Genomic DNA, 23,058 nt, shown 5'->3' with positions numbered 1-23,058 from the left:
GGCAGAAGGCGCCCGGAGAGGGCGCGGCGACGCGGATCAGCGCGCGGCGGCGCGGTACTCCACCTCGGGGCGGCCGGGGGCGCCGTAGCGCTGGCCGCGCAGGGCGGCCCCCGTGTCGGTGAGGTGCTCGAGGTAGCGCCGGGCGGTCACGCGGGACAGCGACAGCCGGGCGCCGAGCTCGGTCGCCGACAGGCCCGCCGGCGCGGCCGAGCGCAGCACCTCGCGCACCTGGCCGAGCGTCGCCGCGGTCAGGCCCTTGGGCAGGTCGCCGCCCGTCGAGGAGCGGAGTGCCGCGAACGACGAGTCGATCTCCGACTGGTCGGTGACCACGGAGTCGGCGAGCCGGGAGTGGTAGTCGCGGTAGGCCCCGAGCTTCTCGGCGAACGACGCGAAGGTGAAGGGCTTGATCAGGTACTGCACGATGCCGAGCGACACCGCCGAGCGCACCACGGCGGCGTCGCGCACCGCGGTGACCGCGATGACGTCGGTCTCGATGCCCGAGGCGCGCAGGTGCCGGCACAGCTCGATGCCGGTCGTGTCGGGCAGGTTCACGTCGAGCAGGATCAGGTCGATGCCCGGCTGCCCGGCACCCGCCGCCGCCCGCAGCGCCCGGATCGCCGCCGACCCCGTGCCGGCCACCCCCGCCAGCTCGAAGCCCTCGAGGCGCCCGACGTAGGCGGCGTGCGCCTCCGCGGTCAGCGGCTCGTCCTCGACGACCAGCACCCGGATCGCGCTCACCGCGGCAGCTCCACCGTGAAGCGCGAGCCGTCGACCGCGATGCGGCCGCCGAGACGCGCGACCGACTGCCGCACCAGGGCGAGGCCGATGCCGCGGCCGGTGGAGCGGGCATCCGTCACCGTCTTCGTCGTGGCGCCGAACTCGAACAGCCCGCGGGCCGCCGCCGGGTCGGGCCCGGCGCCGCTGTCGGAGACCTCGATCACGAGGAGCGCGGGGTCGTCGCCGTCGATGTCGACCGACACGACCGGGTCAGGGGTGCCGGCGACGGCGTCGAAGGCGTTGTCGATCAGGTTCCCGACGATCGTGATCAGCTCCTGCGGGGGCAGCGCGCCGCCGCCGACCCGCGACGGGATGCCCACCTCGAAGCCGATGCCGCGCTCGGCCGCCTGCGCCGACTTGCCGAGCAGCAGGGCGAGCAGCACCGGCTCCTCGACCGCGGTGAGCAGGCGGTCGGCGAGCTGCTGGCTGATCGCCAGTTCGCCCGTGGCGAGCTCGGCGGCCTCGGCGGGCCGGTCGAGCTCGATCAGCGCGATGATCGTGTGCAGCCGGTTCGCGAACTCGTGCGCCTGCGAGCGCAGCGCGTCCGAGAGCGTGGTCATGGTCGCCAGCTCGCCGGTCAGCTCCTGCAGGCGGGTGTGGTCGCGCAGCGTGGTGACGGTTCCGATCACCCGAGCGGATGCTCCGCCCTCCGGCCCCGGCACGATGCGGTCGCGGTCGAGCACCAGCACGTGCGTCGGCGTGATCACGATCTCGTCGACCGCCACGGCGTCGGACGCCAGCACCTCGGACAGCGGCTCGGGCAGGGTGAGGCGGGCGAGCGGCTGCGGCCGCGCATCCGGAGCCTGACGGCGGGGCGACGGAGGCAGGCCGAGCAGCTCGGCCGCGCGGTCGTTGTAGAGCACGACGTCGCGGTTCGCGTTCTGCAGCACCAGGCCCTCGCCGATGGAGTGCAGCACCCCCTCGTAGTAGGCGAACATGCGGCTCATCTCCTCGGCGCCGCGGCCCCAGGTGACCCGCCGGAGGTAGCGGCTGAGCGCCCAGGACGCGAGTGCGCCGAGCAGCAGCGCGGCGGCCGCGGCCACCAGCACGGTCGCGATGCGGGTGCCGAGCACGACCTGGGTGGCCGAGACCGTGATGCCGGCCGAGACGAGCGCCACGACGTCGCCGGTGTCGCTCTCGATGGGCACGACCGCCCGTACGGAGGGGCCGAGGGTGCCGGTGTAGGTCTCGGTGAAGGCCTCGCCGGCCAGCGCCCGATCGATGTTGCCGAGGAACGGCCGGCCGATCTCGGCGGGATCGCGGTGGGTGAAGCGGATGCGGTCGGGGCCCATGATGGTGACGAAGTCGATGCCGGCCGCCTGCATCACGTCGGCCGCGTAGGGCTGCAGCACGGCGGTGGGGTCGGCGCTCTGCACGCCGTCCTGCACGAACGGGTCCTGGGCGAGGGTCTCGGCGACGGCCAGCGAGCGGGCGGCCGCGTCGCGCTCGACGTCGGCCCGCGCATCCGCCCAGCTGAGCAGCACCGCGGCGGCGGTGAGGGCGAGGATGACGACGAGCTGCAGGGCGAACAGCTTCGCCGCGATGCTCCACCGTCGGATCATGTCGCCCTCGCCTCTCGTGACCAGTATGAACACAATGCCAGGCGGGAGCGGCCGCGCGCGCATCCTGGGTCGACCGGGCACCGATGTGACCCGGACGGATCTCGAGGAAGAGGAAGCAATGGCGCTCCACACCGGCACCGCCCCGCGCACCAAGCGGCGGCGCATCGACTCGTCGCACTACCTGTACATCGCCGTCATCGTCGCCGTGATCGCCGGCGCCACGGTCGGCCTGCTCGCCCCGCAGTTCGCGGTCGGCCTGAAGCCGATCGGCGAGGCCTTCGTGGGGCTGATCAAGATGATGATCGCCCCGATCATCTTCTGCACGATCGTGCTCGGGGTCGGCTCGATCGCGAAGGCCGCCACCGTCGGCAAGGTCGGCGGGCTCGCGCTCGGCTACTTCATCGTGATGTCGACCTTCGCGCTCGGGATCGGGCTCCTCGTGGGCAACATCATCCACCCGGGCGAGGGCCTGATGATCGGCGCGACGACGTACGAGGCGCCCGACTCGGCCGAGTCGAGCGACCCGACCGCGTTCGTGCTGGGGATCATCCCGACCTCGCTGCTGTCGTCACTGACGGCGGGCAACATCCTGCAGGTGCTGTTCGTGGCGCTGCTCGTCGGGTTCGCGCTGCAGAAGATGGGGGCGAAGGGCGCTCCGATCCTCGGGGCGATCCGGCAGATCCAGGCGCTGGTGTTCCGCATCCTCGGCATGATCATGTGGGTCGCTCCAATCGGGGCCTTCGGCGCCATCGCGGCGGTCGTGGGGGCCACCGGATTCCAGGCCATCATCAGCCTCGGCACGCTGATGATCGCGTTCTACATCACCTGCGCGCTGTTCATCGTGGTCGTGCTCGGCTCGCTGCTCTGGGCGGTCGCGCGGGTGAACATCTTCAAGCTCATGAAGTACCTCGGCCGGGAGTACCTGCTGATCGTCTCGACCTCCTCGAGCGAGGTCGTGCTGCCCCGCCTGATCGCCAAGATGGAGCACGTCGGCGTCTCCAAGCCCGTCGCCGGCATCACGGTGCCGACCGGGTACTCGTTCAACCTCGACGGCACGGCGATCTACCTGACGATGGCGTCGCTGTTCATCGCCAGCGCGATGGGAACCCCGCTGGCGCTGGGGGAGCAGATCTCGCTGCTGCTGTTCATGATGCTGGCCTCCAAGGGTGCGGCGGGCGTCACCGGAGCCGGACTCGCCACCCTCGCCGGCGGCCTGCAGGCGCACCGCCCCGACCTCGTCGACGGCGTCGGCGTGATCGTCGGCATCGACCGCTTCATGTCGGAGGCCCGCGCGCTGACGAACTTCACCGGCAACGCCGTCGCCACGCTGCTCGTCGGCACCTGGACGAAGGAGCTCGACCGCGAGCAGCTCACCGCCGTGCTGGCCGGGGAGCGCCCCTTCGACGAGACGACCATGAGCGCCGACGACCACCTCGGCGCCGACGAGCAGGCGGAGGTCGCCCGAGAGCAGCGCCCCACCACGGCGGCCGTCGCCGCCATCGTCGGCCCCCTCGAGGAGCCCGCGACCCCCGCCCGCCGCTAGCGGTAGCGGAGGCCGCGGCGGAGGGAGCCGTGGGACAGGGAGAGGACGTCGCGGAGGTAGTCCTGGTGCACGCGCCAGGGGCCGCGACGTCCTCGGCGTGGGAGGAGATGGGTGCCGCGGCGGAAGTAGCCGGAGGCGAGGCCGAGCATGGGCTCGGCCTCGCCCGGCACGGGGGCGGGCGCGCCTTCGGCGGTGGCGCTCGCGGGCGCGCGCGCCTCCGGGGGCGGCTGCGGGGTGACGGAGGCGGCGCCGGTGCGGGCGAGGCGGGTGATCAGGCGCGTGACGTAGCGGGCGACGAGGTCGGTCTTCAGGGTCCACGAGGCGTTGACGTAGCCGATGGTGAAGGCCAGGTTCGGCACGCCCGAGAGCATCATTCCGCGATAGGCATACCTCGTCGAGACGTCGACGGGGTCGCCGTCGACGGTGAGCCGGATGCCGCCGAGCGGCTGCAGCACGAGCCCCGTCGCGGTCACCAGAACGTCGGCCCCGAGCATCCGCCCCGACACGAGCTCGACGCCTTCGGGCACGACCCGGGCGATGCGGTCGGTGACCACCTCGGCCCGCCCGCCCGAGAGCGCGCCGAACAGGTCGCCGTCCGGCACGGCGCACAGGCGCTCGTCCCACGGGTCGTAGCGCGGGCTGAAGTGTCCCAGGTCGAAGCCGGGGGGCAGCGCGGCGGCGGCCCGTCGCAGCAGGATGGCCCGCATCGCCGCCGGGCGCAGTCGCGCGAAGCGGTAGATCGCGGTCGAGACGGCCACGTTCTTCGCCCGCACGACCCGGTGCGCGGCGGCCGGCGGGAGCATCCGCCCCACCCGTCTCGCGAAGGCGTCACGCGAGGCCACCGCGCCCACGTAGCTCGGCGAGCGCTGCAGCATCGTCACCCGGGCGCCCGCCTCGGCGAGCGCCGGCACCAGCGTGACCGCCGTGGCCCCGCTGCCGACCACGACGACCCGCCGGCCCGCGACGTCAAGGCCCTCGGGCCAGTGCTGCGGATGCACGAGCCGCCCCGCGAAGTCGTCGAGCCCCGGGAGCTCGGGCGTGTAGCCCGCCTCGTAGCGGTAGTAGCCCGTGCAGAGCACCAGGAAGCGGCACTCGACGGGCTCGCCGCCTGAGACCTCGACCCGCCACCGTCCGTCCGCGCTGCTCCAGGCGGCGCCCGTCACCCGCTGCCCGAACCGGATGAGCGGCAGCAGCCCCTCCGCCTCCGCCGTGCTCCGCACGTAGTCGCGGATGACCCCCGCCGGCGCGATCGACCGCTCGTCGGTCCACGGCCGGAACGGGTAGCCCAGCGTGTGCATGTCCGAGTCCGAGCGCACGCCCGGGTAGCGGAACAGGTCCCACGTGCCGCCGATGGCCGAACGCCCCTCGAGCACGACGAGCTCGAGCTCCGGATGCGCGCGCCGCAGCCGTGCGGCCATCCCCACGCCCGCGAGCCCTGCGCCGACCACCACCACGTCCACGGTGTGCACGACGACCTCCTTGTCAACGCCCCGGGGATTCCTCGCGGTCGCTCCACCATCACGCTACGGTGACCGCATCCAGACAGAAAGGCCGCACCATGCCCGTCTTCGAATCGGTCACCGTGCTCGGTGCCGGCGTGCTCGGCGCGCAGATCGCGTTCCAGACCGCCAGCCACGGCATCCCCGTCGTCAGCTACGACGTGAGCGACGACGCGATCCAGGCGGCCAGGCGGCGCCTTGATGCCATCGTCGACCAGTACGTGGCCGACAGCGGCCGGGAGAAGCGGGCGGGGGCCGAGGAGGCGCTGACGCGCATCCGCTTCTCGACCGACCTCGCCGAGGCCGTCTCGCAGGCCGGGCTCGTGATCGAGGCCGTGCCCGAGAACGTCGAGCTGAAGCGCTCGGTGTACGCGCAGATCGCCGCTGCGGCGCCGGAGTCGACGGTGTTCGCGACCAACTCCTCGACGCTCCTGCCGAGCGCGATCGCCGACGCCACCGGCCGGCCCGACCGCTTCCTGGCGCTGCACTTCGCCAACCACATCTGGCGCCAGAACACCGCCGAGATCATGGGCACGCCGCAGACCGACCCGGCGGTCTACCAGCGCGTCGTCGCGTTCGCGGTGGAGATCGGCATGGTCCCCATCCAGCTGCACAAGGAGCAGCCGGGCTACGTGCTCAACTCGCTGCTCGTGCCGCTGCTGAACGCCGGCGCCGAGCTCGTGCTGAAGGGCGTGGCCGAGCCCGAGACGGTCGACGCCACCTGGCGGATCGGCACGGGGGCGCCGCTCGGGCCGTTCCAGATCTTCGACGTGGTGGGCCTCCGCACCGCCTACGCGATCGCCTCGGCGCGACCCGACGCGGGCTCGCAGGCGTGGGCCGCGTACCTCAAGGAGCACTACCTCGACCAGGGCAAGCTCGGCGTCGAGTCGGGTGAGGGGTTCTACCGCTACCGCTGACGCCCGGCGCCTACGATTCGGGTATGGCTCTTCCCTCCCTCGACACCCAGATCGGCTACCCCGACGGGCAGACCCGCGGCACGGGCACGGTGCTGCACCGTGAACTGCTCGCGGATGGCCGTGCCGCCGTCCTGCTCGACGCGACCCCGTTCCATCCGCTCGACCCCACCTGGCCCGACCAGGGCCCCGACCTCGGCGTGCTCGTCACGGAGTCGGGCCCCGTGCCGGTGCTCGACTGCCGCATCGCCGCGAGCGACGGAACCGAGCTGCACCTGGGGGAGAGGCTGCCCGTGCGGCTCGGCACCGAGGGCTGGGCGTTCGTGGTCGCGCACCTCGTCGACGCCGACGCCCCGATCGCCGAGGGCGACACCGTCGCCGCCGAGGTCGACGAGGATCACCGCCGCGCCCTCTCGCTCGGCCACACCTCCTGCCACCTCGCCTCGCTGGCGCTGAACCGGGCGCTCGCCGGGTTCTGGAGCAAGGAGGTCGCGGCCGACGCGCTCGGCAGCCCCGACTTCGACCAGACGGCGATCGCGTCCTCGCGCATCCGCCCGCACGGCTCGGTCGACGAGTACCGGCTGGGCAAGTCGCTCCGCAAGCGCGGCTTCGACTCGGCGCGGCTCGCCGCGGAGCTCGAGGCCGTCGCGGCGGCGGTGAACGGCACGCTGGCCGGGTGGCTGACGGGCGACGCGGCGGTGCGCATCCGTCGTGACGACCGCTCGCTCTCGACCCGCCGGTTCTGGGAGTGCGAACTGCCCGACGGCCACGCCTCGATCGCCTGCGGAGGCACCCATGCCGCGCATCTCGGCGAGCTCGGCACCCTCACGGTGACGCTCGGTCTCGACGACGACGGAGCCGCTATGCGAATGATCACCGCGCAAAACGGCTAGATGGTCTAACTACTAGCCGTACTGAATTCTTCTGTGCCAAGCTGTCGGGTGCAGTCGGTCGTACCCGCCGGCTGCAGGACGCTCGGCCGCCCGGCCGCACGCCCCGGAAACTTTTCCGGAACCCGCGTGACGATCTGCGAGCTCGACCCGTCTTAGTTGTGAAGCGAACAGGCCCACCCGGGGCCCCACGACAAGGAGCAGAACATGGCCACCACCACGCCGGCCGGAATCCCCGCCACCACCGCCACCTCGACCGACACCGGTCACGGCAAGACCGTCATCAACGACAACGTCGTGTCGAAGGTCGCCGGCATCGCCGCTCGCGAGTCGCGCGGCGTGCACGCCCTCGGTGGCGGCGCCGCTCGTGCCTTCGGCGCCATCCGCGACGCGATCTCGAGCACCGACCTCGGTCAGGGCATCAGCGTCGAGGTCGGCGAGAAGCAGGTCGCGGTCGACGTGACCATCGTCGCCGAGTACCCCGCGCCCCTGCAGGACGTGGCCGACGGCGTGCGCCAGAACATCATCCAGGCCGTCGAGTCGATCGTCGGGCTCGAGGTCACCGAGGTCAACGTGACCGTCAACGACGTGCACCTGCCCTCCGACGACGCCGACGACGACGCAGCCGAGGCGCGAGTCCTGTGACCGCGACCCGTACCGGCATCCTCGTCGGGGCGGTGCTCGCCCTGACCTGGGTCATCGTCGGCTTCTGGGCCTTCTTCTTCGTCGCGATCGCCATGGCGATCGGGGCGGCGGTCGGCCGGGTCGTCTCGGGTGACCTCGACGTCTCGCGCGTCGTCGACGCGTTCCGCGGAAAGCGCACCTCGTCATGACGATCACCGCTGAACGTCCGGCCGCGCCGGCCGGCTCGGCGGCGTCCCTCCCCGCGACGGCCGGCACCGTCCGCCGCGGACGCAACCGCATCGCGTCGAAGGCCCTGAACAGGGTCGTCGCCGCGGTGACGGCGGAGGCCCTCGGGGTCTCCGCGTCGAAGGTGAGCGTCGACCTGGCCGACAGCCGGGGTCTTCTCGCCCTCACGGTGGCCACGCCCGTCCGGGTCGTGTCGCTGTCGAGGATCGAGCGCGAACCGTCGTCGGTCATCCGGTCAGGGGGCCCGATCCTCGACCGGGTGGCCGCGGCGCAGGAGACCATCCGCACCCGCGTCCAGCAGCTGACCGGGTCCACCATCGCCACCGTGACCGTCAAGGTCACGGGCATCGACATCCGAACCGAGGAGAGGGTCGCATGAGCACCGCATCCGTGCGTCGCCGCGTCACGCGGCGTGAGCTGCACTCGCCTCGCTCGACGGCGGCCATCGTCGTCGCGGTGCTGCTCGTCCTCGCCCTCGCCTGGGTCGGCACCGAGATCGTGATCGCGCTGCTCGGCCTCCCGGCCCTGCTGGTGGCGCCCGCCGACATGTTCGCCTCCGCAGTGAACCTGCCGGAGGCGCCCGCCGGCATCGTGGTGGCCGCCGGTGCGGTGGCCGTCGTGCTCGGCCTCGTGCTGATCGTGCTGGGGCTCGCCCCCGGTCGTCGGCCGCGGCACGTGCTCGAGACCGAGCGCGCGGCGACCGTCGTCGACAACGAGGTGGTGGCGTCGGCTCTCGCCCGGCACGCCTCGCTGGCCGCCGACGTCGACCCCGACCACACCACGGTCTCGGTCTCCAAGCGCGTCGCCGTCGTCGACCTGGTGCCCACCTCGGGTGTCCCGGTCGACCGGGCCGACGTCACGGAGGCCGTCGACCGGGAGCTGGCCGGCTACGGCCTGCGCCAGAAGGTCTCCAGCCGCGTGCGTGTGCGCGAGAACGGGAAGGTCGGAGCATGAACAGCACCAATCGGGGCCTGAACCGCCTCCTGCTCCTCGTCGTCGGGCTGCTGCTCGTCGCCGTGGGCTCCGCTGCGGCCACCGCCGTGCTGCTGCCCTCGGTGCGCGACGGCTGGAAGGCCTCGGCCGACCCGATCCGCGACCAGGTCGCCAGCTGGCTTCAGGCCACCCCGCTCGGCGGCACCGGCGTCAGCTGGATCATGCCGGCCGTGCTGGTCGTCATCGTGCTCGCCGTCGTGCTGCTCGTGGCGTTCGCGCTGCGGCAGGGTCGCGGCCGCACCGGCACCGTCGTCGACGAGTCCGTGGGCGAGCACGGGCAGACCGTGATCTCGTCCAAGGTCGCCGAAGAGGCGATCCAGGATGCCCTGTCCGCCCGTCCCGAGTTCGTCGCCTCGCACGTGACGACCTACCGGGTCAAGCGCACCCCCACGCTCAAGGTCTCCGTGACCTGCCGGCGCGGGGTGTCGCCCGCCGACGCCTCGGCGATCGTGGAGTCGAACCTCCGGGCGCTCGACCAGCTGCTCGGCCGGGAGCTTCCCGCTCTCGTGCAGATCAGCGGGGGCTTCCGGGCCCGGGTCAGCGGCTCGACGCGGCTGCAGTAGCCGCACTCGACCCCGCCGGTCTCCGGCAGGCGCCTCACGAGGCAGGAAGGAACAGACATGTCGAAGCCGATCCACTGGATCATCGTCATCGCCGTGGGCATCACCGCCTACATCGCGGGCACCAGGGCCGAAGCCGCGAAGCACGCGGCCAAGAAGCTGACCCGCCGTTAGCCACACCCCCACCGGGTCCGGCATCCGCCGGGCCCCACATCACGAAACGAAGGAGAACCCATCATGAGTGCAGCAGACAAGATCAAGAACGCCGCCGAGGACCTGGCCGGAAAGGCCAAGGAGGCCGTCGGCAAGGTCACCAACAACGACGAGCTCGTCGCCGAGGGCAAGGCCGACCAGACCAAGTCCGACGTCAAGCAGGCCGGCGAGAACGTCAAGGACGCCTTCAAGAACTAGTCGTCCCCCTGCGAACGCGCCGTCCCTCTCCGGAGGGGCGGCGCGTTCGTGCGTCTGCGCGTTCTTCTCCTATTTCTTGCGGTTCTTCTTGAGGGGGTCGTGGCCCCAGTTCATCAGCGACCAGCGCCACGGGGTGTCGGTCACGTCGCCGTCGGGGCGCTGCGCGAGGTGGCGGTGCACGTAACCGACCACCTTCTTCATGTGGGCGACGTCGTCGTCGGTGAGGTCGGCCTTCTTCGTGTGCAGGATCTCGACGATGCGGCGGCCGGAGTGGTGGCCGACGGACTCGCCGCCGCCGTCCTTCCCCTGGCCCCCGTCCTTCTGGCCCACCGACGTCGACTCGTCGGTGTCCAGCCAGTCCTCGAGCTCGCCCGCGGTCATCGTGACCGCCTCGTCGAACTCCTTCCGCACGTCGTCGCGTTCGGTCTCGTCGTTCTCAGCCATGCTCCACTCTCCCTCCGTCGCGCGCATCCGGCATCCCCGGGCCAGGATGGGGGGATGAGCACCGCACCCGACAACGCGTCCACCTCGAACCCCGACGCGCGGGAGGTGCTCGTGGTCGGAGCCGGCATCTCGGGGCTCGCCTGCGCCCGGGCGCTGCACGAGGCGGGCGTGCCGGTGCGGGTCGTCGACCGCGGGCGCGTTCCCGGGGGGCGCCTCGCCACGAAGCGGGTCGAGGGCCGGCCGGCCGACATCGGTGCCCGCTACTTCACCGTGCCCGAGGGGTCGCCGTTCGAGGCGCTCGTGACGTCGTGGCGCCGCCGGGGGCTCGTACGCGAGTGGACCGACACGTTCTCGGCGCTCACCGTCGACGACTCGGGCGCCGTGACCGGCCGGGAGCGGAAGACCGGGCCGATGCGCTACGCGGCCACCGCCGGGCTGCGCTCGCTCGCGGCCGACCTGGCGGGCGCGGTCGAGGCCGACGGCGTCGTGATCGAGCAGTCGCACGCGGTCGAGGCGGTGAAGGTGCCGGAGGCGGCCGAGGCGGTGGAGGCGGCCGCTGCTGCCGGGGCGGTCGGGCGCGGGGTCGTGGTCGACGGGGCGGCGTTCGTGGCCGTCGTGCTCGCCATGCCCGATCCGCAGGCGGGGCGGATGCTCGCGCCGGGGTCGCCCGCACGCGCCGCCCTGACGGCGGCGGAGGAGTGGGAGCCGACGCTGTCCGTGGTGCTGAGCTATGACGAGCGGCGCTGGCCGTCGGATCTCCACGGAGCCTTCGTCGACGGGTCGCCCGTGCTGGCGTTCGTCGCCGACGACGGCGACCGGCAGGGCGACGGGGCGCCGGTGCTCGTGGCACACACGACGGGGGATCTCGCGCGGGAGCATCTCGAGCATCCGGAGACCGTCGCCGATGCCGTCGTCGAGGCCGTGGCCGCGTTGCTCGAGCTGGAGGTCGCACCGGTGTCGGCCGTGGTGCACCGGTGGACGTTCGCGAACCCCTCGCGCCAGCACGAGGAGCCGTTCGGGCTGTTCGGGCCGGTGGGGGTGTGCGGCGACGCGTGGGGCGAGCGCTCCTCGGTGTCGACCGCGTGGGCGTCGGGCGACGCACTCGGGCGGGAGCTCGGCCGGCGCCTCGCGACCGGTGGCGGGCGGCCCGCATCGGCGTAGGTTGCTCGGCATGGACACCGACGAGCAGAACACCGACGAGCGAAACACCGACGAGCTGCCCTCCACCGAGGAGCTGAGCCGCGCGGGGATCGCCCCCGGCGTCGGCCAGGGCGGGTCGCCGGAGCTGCCCGCGGAGCGCGGCTACAGCATCCACGACCAGGACGCGGGCGAGCTCACCGAGCCCCGCTCGGCGCAGCAGATCGCCGAGGAGCTGGCCGCCGACGGCAAGGAGCAGGTCGTGGCCCCGGGCGCCGACGCGGCCGGCCGCCAGGCGGGCACGCGCAGCCCGAGTGGCGGCGACGACGCGGTCGCAGGCGACGGCGCCTGAGGCGTTGACACCCACGGGCTCGACACCCTCGGGCGCGGCGCGCGAGGATGAAGGCGTGCAGCCCGTCCTGAGTGGTGACCCCGGGGCGTGGATCGCGCCGCGGCTCGGCGGCTGGGGGAGCGTCGGCGGCGTCGCCGGTCGGGGGTTCGAGGCGTACGCGCGGGTGCTGCATCCGGTGGAGGTCGACGACGGCGCCGGGGGCGCGCTCGGGCCGTGGGGCTGGGCGGAGGTCGCCGCGCGCACGGGGCGGGTCGTGCATCCGCTCGCTCAGTGGCACCGGGTCGCGGGGGTCGACGAGCTGCGCGGTGACGTCGAGGTCGACGGGCGGCGGGTGAGCGCGCCGCCGACCGGCCGGCTCGACCCCCGGCTGCTCGCCGCGCTGGTGCCGGCGCTCGCCGCGGCCACGACATCGGATGCCGTCACGCTCGCCGTGTGGGAGGGCTGGGGGCACGGTGTCACGCTCCCGGGTCCCCGGTTCGAGCTGCCGGGGCGGGCCTACGGGCTGCTCGGGGGGCGGCTCGCCGAGCTGGCCGATCCGGAGTGGCCGTGGGCCGCCGGGATCGGGTGGACCCCGCCGTTCGAAGGGCCGATGCCGCAGCTGATCTGGCCGGCGGATCACGCCTGGGTGCTGGCGTCGGAGATCGACTGGGACTCCACGATCGTCGCGGGCAGCCGGGCGCTGATCGACGCCGTGCTCGCGCTCGACGTCGTGGAGGCGTTCCCCGTCGACGCGGACGACAGCCTGATGAGCCACGCCGACCTGATCAACCCGGCCTGACCGACCGGCCCTCGGTGGAAGCCCGCGTCAGCCCTGGCGGAGGGGCCCGCGCACGATCGAGTCGCCCGAGTGGGCCGGGTCGCCGTTGTCGGGCTCGGCCGAGACGTCGACCTGCGAGTAGACCCCGAGGTCGAGGCCGGCCGGCACCGCGAAGCGGCCTGAGGTGCCGTCGAGGAAGCCGATGCTGACGAGTCCCGAGGCGTCTCCGGCGATCAGCCAGACCTCGCGGAGAGGATCCGCACCCGACTCCGGCGCGACCGCCGCGTCGACGTCGACGACGACCTCGCGGCTGCCGTCGGGCAGCTCCTCGACCACGGCGCTGCCGCGCGCATCCGGCCACGCGGGGAACGGGTCGAGCACCGCCCGGGCGACGACGGAGCCCGAGGGGGTCGAGGTCGTCCCGATCCAGGCGCCGATGCCGAGCCCGCCGACGAGGCCCACGATGGCGGCCGCGGCGATCACGGGCAGCCAGCGCCGCCCACCCCGCCGCCGCCCGCGCTCGGCGTGCAGCTCGACCGGCTCGCGCAGCTCCACGGGCTCCCGCAGCTCGGCCGGCAGCGACGACTCGGCCGCCGGTGCAGCGACGAGGGGAGCGCCCGCCCGCACGACCGGGGCGGAGGAGACGGTGTCGTTCTCCTCGGCCCCGCCGTCGAGCCCGAGCTCGGCCCGGATGCGCTGCCACAGCTCGGGCGACGGCGCCACCGACGAGACGCCCGCCGAGGCGCGGCCCACCGAGGCGGTGCGGGCGAGTGAGGCGAGCTCGGAGGCGCACGCGTCGCACGTGGCCAGGTGCCGGCGCTCGGCCGGGGTCGGCTCCAGCTCGGACATCGCCACGAGCGCCAGCGTGTCAGGATCGATATGGCTCATCACTCACCTCCAAACGTGTTCGTAGCCGAACGAGAGAACGACGGATGTGGCTCTTCACCGTTCCGAGCGGCAGACCGAGGGTATCGGCGATCTGCGTGTGCGTGAGGTCGTCGAAGAAGGCAAGTCTCATCACCCGCTGGGGCACGGGTTCGAGCCGCTCGAGCTCCTCGGCGATCATCAGCCGTTCGGCGACCGCCGCCGTCTCGTCGTCGCGCTCCCGCACGATCGCGGTGAGCACGGCGCCGCCGACGAGGGCCTCCTCGGTGCGCAGTCGCCGCGATCGGGCCTCGTGCGCGTCGGCGATGCAGTGCCGGGTGATGCCCACGAGCCAGGCGGCGAGCCCGGATCGGCCGGCCTCGAAACCCGAGCGCCCGCGCCAGGCGGCGACGAACACCTTCTGGGCGACGTCCTCAGCCTCGCTGTGGTCGCCGAGCGAGCGCAGCGCCAGCGTGAAGACGAGCCGCGACCAGCGGGTGTAGACCTCGGCCAGGGCGTCCTCCTCGCCCGCGGCGAAGCGGCCCGCGAGCCGGGCGTCCTCGTCGAGCGGCTCCGGATGCGCGTCGGCTCCCGCGGGCACCGCCCCACCCGAAGGCACCGCCCCACCCGAAGGCACCGCCCCACCGGAAGGCACCACGGAGAGCCGGGCGGGTGCCCGGCCGTCGGGGTGCTGCTCGCTCACGTCAGAGGATCGCCTTCGTCGTCGCGGCGCCTCGTCGCGCCGCTCGGGTGCGGCCGGGGGCCGCCCGTGCGGTGGAGGCACGGTGGGCGCGAGGGCCGTCGTGTGTCCGAGCATACTGTCGCCCCCGCCTCACGTGACCGGTGCCGCCGTGACGATGACGTTGCTGAGGTAGTGACCGGTGCTGTAGTCGAACTCGCCTCCGCAGGTGATCAGGGTCAGCCGGGGATCCCCGGTGCGGTCGAACACGGTGGCCCAGGGCACGCCGGTCTTGTCGGCGGTCTCGACCGAGACCACCGCGAACCGGGCGGTGGAGCCGTCGGCCGAGCTCACGACGACCTCGGTGCCGGGCGCGGCTCCGGCGAGCGACGCGAAGTCGCCGAGGCCGTACTGCAGCGAGTCGACGTGCGCCGCGATCACCGCCGAGCCGGCAGCCGCGAAGGGCGAAGGACCGAAGCGGTACCACGACGCCAGCCCCGGGTCCTCGGGCAGGGCCAGGGCTCCGGCGTCGTCGATGCCCTCGGGCAGCACCGACACGTCGATGCCGAGCGCCGGCACCTCGACCCGCGCCGGCTCGGGTACGGCAGGGGTCGAGGCGGGCAGTCCGGCGTCGGTCCGCGGCACCTCGGGCACGGCCGGAAGGGCAGTGGCAGAGGCAGCGCCAGCGGCGGGCGTGGGGGTCGGCGTCGGCGTGGGCGCCGCCGCCGAATCGAGGGAGGAGGTCGCCGGGGCGGTGACGGCTGTGGACGCCGGTGCAGAGCATCCGGTCACCACCCCGGCGACGAGGGCCGCGGCGAGGGCGAGGGGTGCACCCGCCCGCGCCACGGCCCGTCGGGTGCGCGACCGGGTCAGCGCGCGGCCTTCGCGACGCTGCGACGGCGCAGGGCCACTCCCGCGCCGGCGGCGAGCACCAGCAGGGCGGAGGCGCCGATCACCAGACCGGTCGGGTCGGCCGGGCGGTTGGTGGCCACGAGACCGGCCGATCCGGCGGGCACGCCGCTCGGGTTGGAGTGCAGTCCGTCGATGGTCTGCACCGCGAGGGCGAGGTTGCCGTCCTCCAGGCTGCCCCAGGCGTAGACGATCGTGTTGACGCCTTCGGCGGCGTTCACGTCGGCCGGGCCGATCACCGGGGTGGTGGTGCCGGTCGCCGCGACCGAGGCCGAGACGGTGCCGGCGGGGAGGTTCAGCACCTTCTCGTCGGGGTTCGACAGGTTGCTCACCACGGCGGCGCCGCCTGCGAGCACGTCGACCGCGGGGGCCGCGGCGTCGTGGCGCACGGTCAGCCGGCCCTCGCCCGCGGCGAGGGTGGAGGTGTCGTTGGTGTACAGCGTCGCCGTCGGCTCGCCGGCCGGGGTGAGGTGCGCGACGGCGGTGTAGTTGCCGCCGGCGGCCAGCTGCAGGTCGATCGGGCCGATGGCGGGGGCGGAGGCGTCGGCCGCATCCGCCGCCGCGATGGCCACCGAGTAGGTGCCGGCCGGCAGGTCGAGCGGGCCGGCGAGGCTGCCCGGGGTGAAGTCGTCGAGGGTCAGCGCGTTGTTGACGTAGACGTCGACGGTGAGGCCGGGAACCGCGTGCAGCACCGAGAGCTTCGCGTCTCCGTCGGCGGCCGAGGCCGGCAGCGCGCCGGCGACCGATCCGCCGAGGGCGATGAGAGCGCCGGCGGCGATGGCGGCGGGGATCTTCTTCTTGTGCATGAGTACCTCCTGGTCGAGCCCCGGGGAGGGGCCGAGAGAAAACTGCTTACGGAAGGCTCTTCCCGCGGTCGATGCGATTCGGATGCACCCGCCGACGATTTTTTTCGGGACGGCACGCGCGCGGTCCGCTCCGGGCCTCGCAATAGGCTGGGCGGATGGACGAGAACCGCCGCCGGCGACGCATCGCCGAACCCGTCGACCGCTTCGCCACGGGCGAGGAGTTCCCCGAGTACCGGGTCGATCTCGAGCGCATCCGCTTCTCGCCCTACTTCGCCCGGCTCTCGGCCGTGACCCAGGTGATCTCGCCGTCGGGCGTCGGCCAGGTCGTGCACAACCGGCTCACCCACTCGATCAAGGTCACCGCGGTCGCCCGCGCCATCGCGATGCAGCTGACGACGACGGATGCCGCCCAGCGGGAGCTCGTCGACCGGCTCGGCGGCTGCGACCCGGTCGTGGTGCAGGCCGCCGCCAGCGCCCACGACCTCGGCCACCCGCCGTTCGGGCACCTCGGCGAGCAGGTGCTCGACCGGCTCGCCCGCGACCGCCTGGGGCTCGCCGAGGGCTTCGAGGGCAACGCGCAGTCGTTCCGCATCCTCTCGGTGCTCGACGTCTGCGAGACCGTGGAGGAGGGCCTGAACCTCACCGCGGCCTCCCGCGCCGCCGTGCTGAAGTACCCGTGGGGCCGCACCCTCTGCCGCCCCGAGATCGACTCCGACGACCCCACCCGCCTGCCCCGCGGCTCCACCGCCAGCCGCTGGGAGACCGCCCCGCCGAAGTTCTCGGCCTACAGCCTCGACCTCGCCGACCTGCTCGACGCGCGCCGCGGCTTCGACGCGATCGCCCCCTGGCAGCAGACCGTCGAGTGCTCGGTGATGGACGTCGCCGACGACATCGCCTACTCCCTGCACGACCTCGACGACTTCTACCGCGCGGGCGTGCTGCAGCAGGCGGCCGTCGCGGTCGAGTTCCGCACCTTCCTGCGCGAGCAGACGGCGCTCGCCGCGCTCGACGCCGAGGAGCTGTGGAACCGGATGCCCGGGCACTCCCTCGAGCTGCTGCGCCGTCGGATCGTCTCCCGCGACCCGTGGATCGCCAGCGACGAGATCTTCCGCGCCTCGGTGCAGCGGGTCGCGACCGAGCTCGTGGAGGGCCTGCTCGCCGTGCCCTTCGACGGCTCGAGCCAGACCGAGCGGGCGATCGAGTCGTTCGTGTCGTCGTGGATCGGCCGCCTGCAGCGCTCGGTGCTCGTGCTCGCCGACCCGAACGTGCGCTCGGGCCACGTGTCGCTGCTGCCCGACGCCTGGCACGACGTGACCGTGCTGAAGTTCGTGCACACCCGCTTCGTGATCGACCGCCCCGACTTCGCCACCTACCAGCGCGGCCAGGCGCGGGTGCTCGACACCCTCGTCACCGAGCTCGACTCCTGGCTCGACGACCCGCGCGACGGCGCCCGGGCGCCGCAGAAGCTGCTCGACTTCGTCGAGCTCGCCACCGACGGGTACTTCCGGCTGCGGGCGGATGCGCCCGAGTGGCTGCCCGAGGACGCCGACGCCCCGGGCTCCGGCCGCCCGACCACCGACCCGGTCGCGCTGGCACGCTTCGGCCGGGCCCGCGGCATCCTGGACTACGTCGCCTCGCTCACCGACGAGCAGGCGACCGCCCTCGCCTCGCGCCTCCGCGGCGACCGCGAACCCTGGGCCTTCGGCAGCTGACGGTGGCCCGTTCACCGTTCGTCTCCTGCTGTTCACCTGAGATCGCCACCATGGGCGCATGACCACCGCGCAGCCCACGCTCGACCGGAGCGCGCTGGCCGCTCCGGCCCGCACGCTCGTCGACATCCTGCGGGAGACCGTCGCCGCGCATCCGGAGGCCTCGGCCCTCGACGATGGCGACGGCGCGCTGAGCTACCGCGAGCTGATGGCCCGGGTGATCGCCGTCGCGGCCGAGCTGCACGCCGCCGGTGTGCGCCGGGGCGACCGGGTGGGCGTGCGGATGGCCTCGGGTCACCGCGAGCTGTACGTCGGCATCCTCGCGGTGCTCGCGGCCGGGGCGGCCTACGTGCCGGTCGACGTCGACGACCCCGAGGAGCGCGCCGAGCTCGTCTTCGGCGAGGCCGACGTGGTGGGCGTGCTCACCGGCGCCCTGCGCTACCGCCCCCGAACGGCGCCGGCCGCCGAGGTGCTGCTGGTCGACGCGGATGCCCGGGACCCCCACCCGAGCACGGCGGGCCTGCCCGTGCTCTCGCCGCCCACGCCGGCCGACGACGCCTGGATCATCTTCACCTCGGGATCGACCGGCACCCCGAAGGGCGTCGCCGTCAGCCACCGCTCGGCCGCCGCCTTCGTCGACGCCGAGTCGCGCCTGTTCGTCGTCGACGAGCCGCTCGGCCCCGGCGACCGCGTGCTGGCCGGCCTGTCCGTGGCCTTCGACGCCTCGTGCGAGGAGATGTGGCTCGCCTGGGCGCACGGCGCCTGCCTCGTGCCCGCCCCGCGCTCGCTCGTGAGGAGCGGCATGGACCTCGGGCCCTGGCTCACCGCTCGCGGCATCTCGGTCGTCTCGACCGTGCCCACGCTCGCCGCGCTCTGGCCCGCCGAGTCGCTCGAGAACGTGCGCCTGCTGATCTTCGGCGGCGAGGCGGTGCCGGCCGAGCTCGGCCAGCGGCTCGCCACCCCGGGCCGCGAGGTCTGGAACACCTACGGCCCCACCGAGGCGACCGTCGTCGCCTGCGCCGCCCCGCTCGGCGGCGACGGCCCCGTGCGTATCGGGCTGCCGCTGGACGGCTGGGAGCTGGCGGTGGTCGACGAGAACGGCGAGCCGGTGGCGCCCGGAGCATCCGGAGAGCTGATCATCGGGGGAGTGGGGCTCGCCCGCTACCTCGACCCCGCGAAGGACGCCGAGAAGTACGCGCCGATGCCGTCACTCGGCTGGGAGCGCGCCTACCGCTCAGGCGACCTCGTGCGCTACGACCCCGAGGGGCTCGTCTTCCAGGGCCGGGCCGACGACCAGGTGAAGGTCGGCGGCCGGCGGATCGAGCTCGGCGAGATCGAGGCCGCGCTGCAGGCGCTGCCGGGCGTCGCGGGCGCCGCCGTCACCGTGCAGCAGACCGCGGCGGGCACCGCGATGCTGGTCGGCTACGTCGTGGCGCCCGGATTCGACCGCGAGGCCGCCGTCGCGCGCCTGCGCGAGGAGCTGCCCGCCGCGCTCGTGCCGCTGATCGCCGTGCTCGACGAGCTGCCCGTGCGGGTCTCGGGCAAGGTCGACAAGAAGGCGCTGCCGTGGCCGCTTCCGGGCGCGGCGCCGATCGGCGACGGCGACGCCCCCGCGATCGACGACCCCTTCACCGCGCGGCTCGCCGCCCTCTGGACGGGGGTGCTCGGCGCCTCCGTCACCGACGACCGCTCGAACTTCTTCGACCTCGGCGGCGGCTCGCTCGCGGCCGCCCAGCTCGTCGCGGGCGTGCGCGAGATCGACCCCGAGTTCACCGTCGCCGACGTCTACGCGCACCCGCGGCTCGGCGCGATGGCCGACGAGCTGCGCTCCCGCTCCGACGAAGCGGATGCCGCGGGCACCCCGGCCGGGCCGGGCCGGGAGCCGGTCGCGCCCACCCCGCGGCGCATGCAGGTGCTGCAGACGGTGCTCGGCATCCCGCTGTTCGTGCTCGCCGGGCTGCGCTGGCTGGTCTACCTGTTCACGGCCTCCGCGATCCTCGTGCCGTTCGGCGGCTTCGACTGGCTGCCGACCGTGCCGCTCTGGCTGCTGATCGTCGGGCTGCTGCTGTTCGCCACGCCGTTCGGCCGGATGGGCATCTCGGTGCTGGCGTCGCGGCTGCTGCTGCGCGGGCTGGAGCCGGGCGATCATCCCCGCGGCGGCTCGTGGCACCTGCGGCTCTGGCTCGCGGAGCAGATCGCGCACCAGGTGGGGGCCGTCAGCCTCGCGGGGGCGCCCTGGATCGCGCTCTACGCCCGCGCGCTCGGCGCCCGGATCGCCGACGACGTCGATCTGCACGCGCTGCCGCCCGTGACCGGCTTCCTGACGATCGGCCGGGGCGCCGCCGTGGAGCCCGAGGTCGACCTCTCGGGCTACTGGGTCGACGGCGACGTGCTGCGGGTCGGCGCGGTGCGCATCGGGGCGGGCTCCAGCATCGGCGCGCGCAGCACGCTGCTGCCCGGCACCCGGATCGGCAAGCGCGCCGAGATCGACCCGGGCTCCTCGGTGTTCGGGCGGGTGCCGTCGGGTCAGCGCTGGGCCGGCTCGCCCGCCGCCCGCGTCGGCAAGGCCCGCGGCTGGTGGCCCGAGGAGCGCCCGGCCCGCCGCCCCGCCTGGCTGATCGCCTACGGGCTGTCGTCGATCGTGCTCGCGCTGGTGCCCGTCGTCGCGCTCGCGGCCGGAGCGCTCGTGGTGCTGGCGGCCGCCCGCGGAGCCGCCGACCTCGGCGACGCGGCCGTGCGGAGCCTTGCTGCGGTGGTGCCCGGCACGCTCGTCGCCGGTGTCGTGCTGGCCGTGCTCGTCGTGGCGCTCACGCGCCTGCTCGGCCTCGGGGTCACCGAGGGCGTGCACGCGGTGCGGGGGCGGGTCGGCTGGCAGATCTGGTCGACCGAGCGGCTGCTCGACCAGGCCCGCACGCTGCTGTTCCCGCTCTACTCGGGGCTGTTCACGCCGGTCTGGCTGCGGCTGCTCGGTGCCCGCATCGGGCGCGACGTCGAGGCGTCGACGGTGCTGCTCATCCCGGCCATGACGACGGTGCGCGACGGGGCCTTCCTCGCCGACGACACCCTCGTGGCCTCCTACGAGCTCGGCGGGGGCTGGATGCACGTGGCCCGCGCCGAGATCGGCGAACGCGCCTTCCTCGGCAACTCCGGCATGGCGGCGCCGGGCCACCGGGTGCCGCGCGACGGCCTCGTCGCCGTGCTCTCGTCGGCGCCCCGGAAGGCCAAGAACGGCTCGTCGTGGCTCGGCTCGCCGCCGGTGCGGCTGCGCCGCACGGCCGCGGAGGGCGACCTCAGCCGCACTTTCTCGCCGCCCGCGCGGCTGCGGGTCGCGCGCATCCTGTGGGAGCTGCTGCGCGTGATCCCCGTGATCGTCACCTGCGCGATCGGCCTGGGGGTCGTGTTCGCGCTCGCGGCGCTCGCCTCCGTGGGGCTGTGGCTCGCGGTGGTGCTGAGCGGGGTCGTGCTGCTGGTCGCCGGAGCGGTGGCCGCGGGGGTCAGCACGGTGGCGAAGTGGGTGCTGATCGGGCGGATCCGGCGGGGCGAGCATCCGCTCTGGTCGAGCTTCGTCTGGCGGAGCGAAGTCGCCGACACCTTCACCGAGATGGTCGCCGCGCCCTGGTTCGCGCAGGCCGCGACCGGCACCCCGGCGCTCGTCTGGTGGCTGCGCAGCCTCGGCGCGAAGATCGGCACGGGCGTCTGGTGCGAGACGTACTGGCTGCCCGAGGCCGACCTCGTCACCCTCGCCGACGCGTCGACGGTGAACCGGGGATGTGTGGTTCAGACGCATCTGTTCCATGATCGGATCATGAGTCTCGACACCGTTGACCTCGACCGGGGGGCGACCCTCGGCCCGCACAGCGTCATCCTGCCCGCCGCGCGGATCGCCGCCGACGGCACGGTGGGCCCCGCCTCGCTCGTGATGCGGGGCGACACGGTGCCCGCGGGCAGCCGCTGGAGCGGCAACCCGATCGGGCCCTGGCGCGAGGTGCGCACGGCCGAGTACCGGTGGGCGGCGCTGGGGGGCCGGAACGCCGCGCCGGCGCCGGACGCCCTGGCCGCTCGGGACGGCTCGTGACCGGGCGCGGCGTCGCCTTCTCGGGCGACCCCTACACGCCGGGCGTCGGCACCTGGTCGTACCGGGTCGAGCACTACGACCTCGACCTCGACTACCGGGTCGAGACGAACCGGCTCGACGGGGTCGCCGTGATCACGGCGGTGGCGGTGGTCGACCTCGACCGCATCGACCTCGGGCTCTCCAAGCTCAAGGCCTCGAAGGTGAAGGTCGACGGCGCCCGGCCGGCGCGGGTCTCGCAGGGCTCGCACGTGCTGTCGGTGCGGCCGGCCTCGCCGATCCCGGCCGGGCAGCGCTTCACGGTGCGGGTCGAGTACGGCGGGCGGCCGGGCCCCCGGCGCAGCACCTGGGGGCCGCTGGGGTGGGAGGAGCTCACCGACGGCGTGCTCACGGCGTCGCAGCCGATCGGCTCGTCGACCTGGTTCCCGTGCAACGACCGGCCCGAGGACAAGGCGGCCTACCGCCTCCGCGTCACCGTCGAGGAGGGCTACACCGTGGCCGCGAGCGGGCGGCTCGTCGAGCGCACGGGCCGCAGCGGGCGCAGCAGCTGGCTCTACGAACAGGATGCTCCGACCTCGGCGTACCTCGCGACCGTGCAGATCGGGCGCTACACGGTGCGGTCGAGCCGGGGTGCCGTGCCCGTCGACCGCTACTACCCGGCCGAGCTGCAGGCGCGGGTCGACACGGACCTCGCGCAGCTGCCGGAGATGATCGGCTTCTTCTCCCGGGTCTTCGGGCCGTACCCGTTCTCCCGCTACGCCGTGGTCGTGACCGAGGACGAGCTCGAGATCCCGCTCGAGGCGCAGGCGATGGCCATCTTCGGGGCGAATCACGTCGACGGACGGCACGGCAGCGACCGGCTGATCGCGCACGAGCTCGCGCACCAGTGGTTCGGCAACAGCGTGGGCGTGAAGGCCTGGCGCGACATCTGGCTGAACGAGGGCTTCGCCTGCTACGCCGAGTGGTTGTGGTCGGAGGAGCGGGGCGGGCCACCGGCGGATGCGCTGGCGCGCGAGCACCATCGGATGCTGGCCGCCGCCCCGCAGGACCTCGTGGTCGCCGACCCCGGACCGGTGGCGATGTTCGACGACCGCGTGTACAAGCGCGGAGCGCTCACGCTGCACGCGCTGCGCCTGACGATCGGCGACGCGACGTTCTTCGAGCTGCTGCGCACCTGGACGGCGGAGCACCGCCATGGCAGCGCCGACACCCCGGCGTTCGTGGCGCTCGCGCACTCGGTCTCGGCCCGTCCCGTGGCGCCCCTGTTCGCGGCGTGGCTGCACGCCACGCCCCTCCCGCCCCTGCCCTGA

General features: G+C 73.8%; 23 protein-coding genes. 15 read left to right on the top strand and 8 right to left on the bottom strand.

What is annotated here, in order from left to right:
* Positions 1–36: 36 nt before the first annotated feature.
* Together ITJ64_RS17755 and ITJ64_RS17750 are read right to left on the bottom strand one after the other, a co-directional pair.
* Complete coding sequence (locus ITJ64_RS17755) at positions 37–738, bottom strand: response regulator (protein ID WP_194681991.1); 702 nt, start codon at positions 736–738, stop codon at positions 37–39.
* Positions 735–2,339 carry an ATP-binding protein gene (locus tag ITJ64_RS17750; RefSeq protein ID WP_228508729.1) on the bottom strand — a complete coding sequence of 535 codons (1,605 nt, stop codon included), beginning with the start codon at positions 2,337–2,339 and terminating at the stop codon, positions 735–737. Before ITJ64_RS17750 ends, ITJ64_RS17755 begins: the two co-directional genes overlap by 4 nt.
* A gap of 118 nt (positions 2,340–2,457) precedes the next feature.
* On the opposite strand from ITJ64_RS17750, the gene ITJ64_RS17745 reads away from it, so the two are divergent.
* A complete protein-coding gene (locus ITJ64_RS17745; protein ID WP_194681990.1) occupies positions 2,458–3,882 on the top strand; it encodes a cation:dicarboxylate symporter family transporter in 1,425 nt (474 codons plus the stop codon).
* Here the strand turns inward: ITJ64_RS17745 and ITJ64_RS17740 are convergent.
* Positions 3,879–5,351: a flavin-containing monooxygenase gene (locus ITJ64_RS17740; protein WP_370545253.1), complete on the bottom strand. Its 1,473-nt coding sequence runs from the start codon at positions 5,349–5,351 to the stop codon at positions 3,879–3,881. The genes ITJ64_RS17745 and ITJ64_RS17740 overlap by 4 nt on opposite strands.
* A gap of 89 nt (positions 5,352–5,440) precedes the next feature.
* On the opposite strand from ITJ64_RS17740, the gene ITJ64_RS17735 reads away from it, so the two are divergent.
* The 8 genes from ITJ64_RS17735 to ITJ64_RS17700 all read left to right on the top strand — a co-directional run bounded on the left by ITJ64_RS17735 (position 5,441) and on the right by ITJ64_RS17700 (position 10,019).
* A complete protein-coding gene (locus ITJ64_RS17735; RefSeq protein ID WP_194681989.1) occupies positions 5,441–6,298 on the top strand; it encodes a 3-hydroxyacyl-CoA dehydrogenase in 858 nt (285 codons plus the stop codon).
* A 23-nt stretch (positions 6,299–6,321) separates the two neighbouring features.
* Positions 6,322–7,188 carry a metal-dependent hydrolase gene (locus tag ITJ64_RS17730; RefSeq protein WP_194681988.1) on the top strand — a complete coding sequence of 289 codons (867 nt, stop codon included), beginning with the start codon at positions 6,322–6,324 and terminating at the stop codon, positions 7,186–7,188.
* Positions 7,189–7,392: 204 nt separating this feature from the next.
* On the top strand, positions 7,393–7,830 hold the full coding sequence (locus ITJ64_RS17725; RefSeq protein ID WP_194681987.1) for an Asp23/Gls24 family envelope stress response protein: 438 nt from the start codon (positions 7,393–7,395) through the stop codon (positions 7,828–7,830).
* On the top strand, positions 7,827–8,018 hold the full coding sequence (locus tag ITJ64_RS17720; RefSeq protein ID WP_194681986.1) for a DUF2273 domain-containing protein: 192 nt from the start codon (positions 7,827–7,829) through the stop codon (positions 8,016–8,018). The genes ITJ64_RS17725 and ITJ64_RS17720 overlap by 4 nt, the downstream gene beginning before the upstream one ends.
* On the top strand, positions 8,015–8,434 hold the full coding sequence (locus ITJ64_RS17715; RefSeq protein WP_194681985.1) for a hypothetical protein: 420 nt from the start codon (positions 8,015–8,017) through the stop codon (positions 8,432–8,434). The genes ITJ64_RS17720 and ITJ64_RS17715 overlap by 4 nt, the downstream gene beginning before the upstream one ends.
* Entirely contained in the window at positions 8,431–9,009 is a 579-nt protein-coding gene (locus ITJ64_RS17710; RefSeq protein ID WP_194681984.1) for a DUF6286 domain-containing protein, read from the top strand. Before ITJ64_RS17715 ends, ITJ64_RS17710 begins: the two co-directional genes overlap by 4 nt.
* On the top strand, positions 9,006–9,611 hold the full coding sequence (locus ITJ64_RS17705) for a hypothetical protein (RefSeq protein ID WP_194681983.1): 606 nt from the start codon (positions 9,006–9,008) through the stop codon (positions 9,609–9,611). Before ITJ64_RS17710 ends, ITJ64_RS17705 begins: the two co-directional genes overlap by 4 nt.
* Before the next feature lie 234 nt (positions 9,612–9,845).
* Positions 9,846–10,019, top strand: coding sequence for a CsbD family protein (locus ITJ64_RS17700; protein ID WP_173184127.1), 174 nt, complete (start codon positions 9,846–9,848; stop codon positions 10,017–10,019).
* A gap of 69 nt (positions 10,020–10,088) precedes the next feature.
* Here ITJ64_RS17700 and ITJ64_RS17695 read toward each other — a convergent pair whose 3' ends face one another.
* Complete coding sequence (locus ITJ64_RS17695; RefSeq protein WP_194681982.1) at positions 10,089–10,463, bottom strand: DUF3140 domain-containing protein; 375 nt, start codon at positions 10,461–10,463, stop codon at positions 10,089–10,091.
* A 54-nt stretch (positions 10,464–10,517) separates the two neighbouring features.
* On the opposite strand from ITJ64_RS17695, the gene ITJ64_RS17690 reads away from it, so the two are divergent.
* The 3 genes from ITJ64_RS17690 to ITJ64_RS17680 are packed head-to-tail and all read left to right on the top strand — an operon-like array spanning position 10,518 to position 12,730.
* Positions 10,518–11,624 carry an NAD(P)/FAD-dependent oxidoreductase gene (locus ITJ64_RS17690; protein WP_194681981.1) on the top strand — a complete coding sequence of 369 codons (1,107 nt, stop codon included), beginning with the start codon at positions 10,518–10,520 and terminating at the stop codon, positions 11,622–11,624.
* A gap of 10 nt (positions 11,625–11,634) precedes the next feature.
* Positions 11,635–11,952, top strand: a complete 318-nt coding sequence (locus tag ITJ64_RS17685; RefSeq protein WP_194681980.1) for a hypothetical protein — start codon at positions 11,635–11,637, stop codon at positions 11,950–11,952.
* 55 nt (positions 11,953–12,007) lie between these two features.
* Positions 12,008–12,730, top strand: coding sequence for a hypothetical protein (locus ITJ64_RS17680; RefSeq protein WP_194681979.1), 723 nt, complete (start codon positions 12,008–12,010; stop codon positions 12,728–12,730).
* Positions 12,731–12,757: 27 nt separating this feature from the next.
* Here ITJ64_RS17680 and ITJ64_RS17675 read toward each other — a convergent pair whose 3' ends face one another.
* The 4 genes from ITJ64_RS17675 to ITJ64_RS17660 form a co-directional block, all read right to left on the bottom strand.
* Positions 12,758–13,597 carry an anti-sigma factor gene (locus ITJ64_RS17675; protein ID WP_194681978.1) on the bottom strand — a complete coding sequence of 280 codons (840 nt, stop codon included), beginning with the start codon at positions 13,595–13,597 and terminating at the stop codon, positions 12,758–12,760.
* A complete protein-coding gene (locus ITJ64_RS19040) occupies positions 13,578–14,276 on the bottom strand; it encodes an RNA polymerase sigma factor (protein WP_370545252.1) in 699 nt (232 codons plus the stop codon). Before ITJ64_RS19040 ends, ITJ64_RS17675 begins: the two co-directional genes overlap by 20 nt.
* A gap of 129 nt (positions 14,277–14,405) precedes the next feature.
* Positions 14,406–15,098 carry a class F sortase gene (locus ITJ64_RS17665; protein ID WP_194681976.1) on the bottom strand — a complete coding sequence of 231 codons (693 nt, stop codon included), beginning with the start codon at positions 15,096–15,098 and terminating at the stop codon, positions 14,406–14,408.
* A gap of 23 nt (positions 15,099–15,121) precedes the next feature.
* Complete coding sequence (locus tag ITJ64_RS17660; protein WP_194681975.1) at positions 15,122–15,967, bottom strand: DUF4397 domain-containing protein; 846 nt, start codon at positions 15,965–15,967, stop codon at positions 15,122–15,124.
* Between the two features lie 155 nt (positions 15,968–16,122).
* On the opposite strand from ITJ64_RS17660, the gene ITJ64_RS17655 reads away from it, so the two are divergent.
* From ITJ64_RS17655 to ITJ64_RS17645, 3 genes are read left to right on the top strand one after another with little or no spacing between them, the layout of a single operon-like run.
* Positions 16,123–17,679, top strand: a complete 1,557-nt coding sequence (locus tag ITJ64_RS17655) for a deoxyguanosinetriphosphate triphosphohydrolase family protein (protein ID WP_194681974.1) — start codon at positions 16,123–16,125, stop codon at positions 17,677–17,679.
* Positions 17,680–17,737: 58 nt separating this feature from the next.
* A complete protein-coding gene (locus tag ITJ64_RS17650; RefSeq protein ID WP_194681973.1) occupies positions 17,738–21,751 on the top strand; it encodes a Pls/PosA family non-ribosomal peptide synthetase in 4,014 nt (1,337 codons plus the stop codon).
* Positions 21,748–23,058, top strand: coding sequence for a M1 family metallopeptidase (locus ITJ64_RS17645; RefSeq protein ID WP_194681972.1), 1,311 nt, complete (start codon positions 21,748–21,750; stop codon positions 23,056–23,058). The genes ITJ64_RS17650 and ITJ64_RS17645 overlap by 4 nt, the downstream gene beginning before the upstream one ends.

Source organism: Herbiconiux sp. VKM Ac-1786, assembly GCF_015350805.1.
Classification (GTDB): Bacteria; Actinomycetota; Actinomycetes; order Actinomycetales; family Microbacteriaceae; genus Herbiconiux.
Note: the sequence above shows the minus strand (reverse complement) of the source record. Positions and strands in the feature narration are given on the sequence as shown.